This is a genomic window from Pseudomonas sp. JH-2 (assembly GCF_036231725.1).
Classification (GTDB): domain Bacteria; phylum Pseudomonadota; class Gammaproteobacteria; order Pseudomonadales; family Pseudomonadaceae; genus Pseudomonas; species Pseudomonas delhiensis.
In genome coordinates this window covers 1-2522 of record NZ_JAZAQP010000100.1, presented here as the reverse complement: position 1 = coordinate 2522, position 2522 = coordinate 1, and the positions used below count along the sequence as shown (strand labels likewise).

At 60.0% G+C, this 2522-nt stretch carries 4 protein-coding genes; 3 read left to right on the top strand and 1 reads right to left on the bottom strand.

All coding sequences use genetic code 11. The features are described 5' to 3' along the window. Nucleotides 1–477: RHS repeat-associated core domain-containing protein (locus tag VV867_RS30810; RefSeq protein WP_328568423.1), on the top strand; the 477-nt coding region annotated here is incomplete at its 5' end. Nucleotides 478–487: 10 nt separating this feature from the next. Next, complete coding sequence (locus tag VV867_RS30805; RefSeq protein ID WP_109934890.1) at nt 488–715, top strand: Imm32 family immunity protein; 228 nt, start codon at nt 488–490, stop codon at nt 713–715. A 92-nt stretch (nt 716–807) separates the two neighbouring features. Here VV867_RS30805 and VV867_RS30800 read toward each other — a convergent pair whose 3' ends face one another. After that, nucleotides 808–1125, bottom strand: a complete 318-nt coding sequence (locus VV867_RS30800) for an Mpo1-like protein (protein ID WP_089393963.1) — start codon at nt 1123–1125, stop codon at nt 808–810. Between the two features lie 129 nt (nt 1126–1254). On the opposite strand from VV867_RS30800, the gene VV867_RS30795 reads away from it, so the two are divergent. Continuing rightward, the gene (locus VV867_RS30795; RefSeq protein ID WP_109934891.1) at nt 1255–2253 is read left to right on the top strand and encodes an AraC family transcriptional regulator; all 999 of its coding nucleotides are present in this window, start codon (nt 1255–1257) and stop codon (nt 2251–2253) included. Nucleotides 2254–2522: the final 269 nt, after the last annotated feature.

The window sequence follows — 2522 nt, the reverse complement described above, 5'->3', positions numbered from 1 at the left end:
AGCGGCCTGCACTACAACTACTTCCGCGATTACGACCCGCAGACCGGGCGGTATGTGGAGAGTGATCCGATTGGGCTGGATGGGGGGCTGAATACCTACGGGTATGTAAATGGAAATCCTATAAGTTTCCTAGATAGTTATGGCCTTGCTAGCTCTGGTGTTCCTGGCAAGATTCCAGGAACTCAGATAACGGTGCGAATCGACAAGCCCCATGTGCCCGGACAGCAAGAGCATGCGCACATTAATCAAAAGGGAAAGCCCGAGGTGGTAATAAATAAAGATGGTTCAGGAAGTCACGGTACAGATCCGAAGAAGGCGCCTCGGAATAAGAAATTATTAGATTTTTTGAGAAAGCAAGGCTTCAAGCTTGGTCTTCCCTATCCATGGCCATCCTATGATGACATCATGCAGGAATACTGTGTCCAAAATCCTTATGATAGCCAATGCATGATGAGGAATTCTGATAGTTGCATATAGGAGAGCCTTCATGAAGCTATATGGGTACGAAGATGCTGGTGCGTTGAAGGAACTTCAAGAGGTTTCTATTGTTGCCACAGCTTCGGAGCTTCGAAGCTTGGCTGATATGCTTGTGCTGGCGGCTAAGAAGATAGAAGGTTTGGCGGAGGATACGTCTGATCATATCCACTTTAGTGACTTTTTTAAGGGGATGGATTCTGACTCTGCGGATATTGTTGTCATGACGGTGGCTTCATAAGAACTCTGAAGCTTTTTGTGGAGGGCAGTAATTCCAGAGCGCTATTGTTTTGCAATAGCGCTCTTTTTTAGGGGGATTTGGGATGAGTGGACTCAGAACCGAATCCGCCCCGTAAAGGCATCCTTGAGCATCACCCAGTCGCCCATGAACGACCACAGCGGGTACTTGAAGGTGGCCGGGCGGTTTTTCTCGAAGACGAAGTGGCCGACCCAGGCGAAGCCGTAGCCGGCGAAGGGGAGGGCGATGAGCCACAGCAGGTTGCCGCTGGCGATGGCGTAGGCGAGGATCGCCAGCACCAGCAGGCTGCCCACGTAGTGCAGGCGGCGGCAGGTGGGGTTGCTGTGTTCCTGCAGGTAATAGGGGTAGAACTCGGCGAAGCTGTGGAAACGCTCGGCGGTGTCGGTGGCCATGGCGCACCTCCTGTTGTTGTGATGGCCGCAGTCTACGAAGGCGGCCGGTGACTTGCAGATGACCCCTGCAGCCAGTTTAGTATCCATCCCCGCCATTCCTTGCGCGCCCTGACAACAAGAAGAACCGAGATGCCTGAGCGTACCACCCTGTCCAGTTGGGTTCGTGGAATCCTCCTCGCCATCGAGCTGGAGGGGCTGGACAGCCGCGAGCTGTTCGCCGAGCTGGGCCTGGACCTGGCGGCCCTGGCCGATCCGGACGCGCGTTTTCCCCAGGACGACATGACGCGCCTGTGGCACCTGGCCGTGCAGCGCAGCGGCAACCCGGCCATCGCTCTGAACTTCGCCCGCGTGCATACCCCGGCGTTCCCGGTGCTGGGCTATTCGATGATGTCCAGCCGCACCCTGGCCGAGGCTTTCGAGCGCCTGGAGCGTTACCAGCGGATCATCGCCGAGGGGGCGGACGTGAGTTTTCGCCGCCTGCCCGAGGGCTGCCTGTACAGCGTGCAGGTGCACGGCGACCGCCTGTTGCCGCCGCGGCAGAGCGCGGAGAGCGCGCTGGCGAGCATGATCGCCCTGGTGCGCTGGATCACCGGGCGCGACATCCGCCCGCTGGAGGTGCGCCTGGCCGGCGAGCCGCCGCTGGACCCGGCGCCCTACCAGGCGCTGTTCCAGGCGCCGATGAGTTTTGGCCACGAGCAATGCGCCCTGCTGTTTTCCCATGAGGACATGAACGCCCCGCTGCCGACGGCCAATGCCGAGCTGGCGCACCTGCACGACCGCTTCGCCGGCGAGTACCTGGCGCGCTTCGCCAGCAGCCGCTTCAGCCACCAGACGCGCCAGGTGCTGTGCCGCCTGCTGCCCCAGGGCGAGCCGCGGCGCGAGGTGGTGGCGGAGATTCTCCACCTGTCCGAGCGCACCCTGCAGCGGCGCCTGCAGGAGGAGGGCAGCAGCTACCAGCAACTGCTCGACGATACCCGTCGCGAGCTGGCCCAGCAGTACCTGGCGACGCCGCACATGACGCTGTTGGAGATCGCCTACCTGCTGGGGTTTTCCGAGCCGAGCAACTTTTTCCGCGCGTTCCGCCGCTGGTTCGGGGTGACGCCGGGGGAGTATCGGGAGCGGTTGTAGGGGCGGGGGAATTGCGGATGGAGTCCTACGGCTGTGCTCACCGTAGGGCGAATAACCGTTCGCGGTTATCCGCCGTTGGTCGAGCCTCCGGGGCGTCCGGTGTGGCCGGTGAAGCTCATCGTCATTCCCGCGAATGCGGAAACCCCAAAAAAATACGTCGGGGTTGGGTGTAGCGCGCCGCACCGAGTGCGTTGATGTTTCTTGTTTCGCCCCCTCGGGCGAGTCACTTTTGTCAGTCGCCACAAAAGTAACCAAAAAGGCTTGCCCCG

Bases quoted from the DNA above. Each gene is read 5' to 3' on its own strand.
- VV867_RS30800 (WP_089393963.1), bottom strand. From the start codon at position 1,125: ATGGCCACCGACACCGCCGAGCGTTTCCACAGCTTCGCCGAGTTCTAC.
- VV867_RS30805 (WP_109934890.1), top strand. From the start codon at position 488: ATGAAGCTATATGGGTACGAAGATGCTGGTGCGTTGAAGGAACTTCAA.
- VV867_RS30795 (WP_109934891.1), top strand. From the start codon at position 1,255: ATGCCTGAGCGTACCACCCTGTCCAGTTGGGTTCGTGGAATCCTCCTC.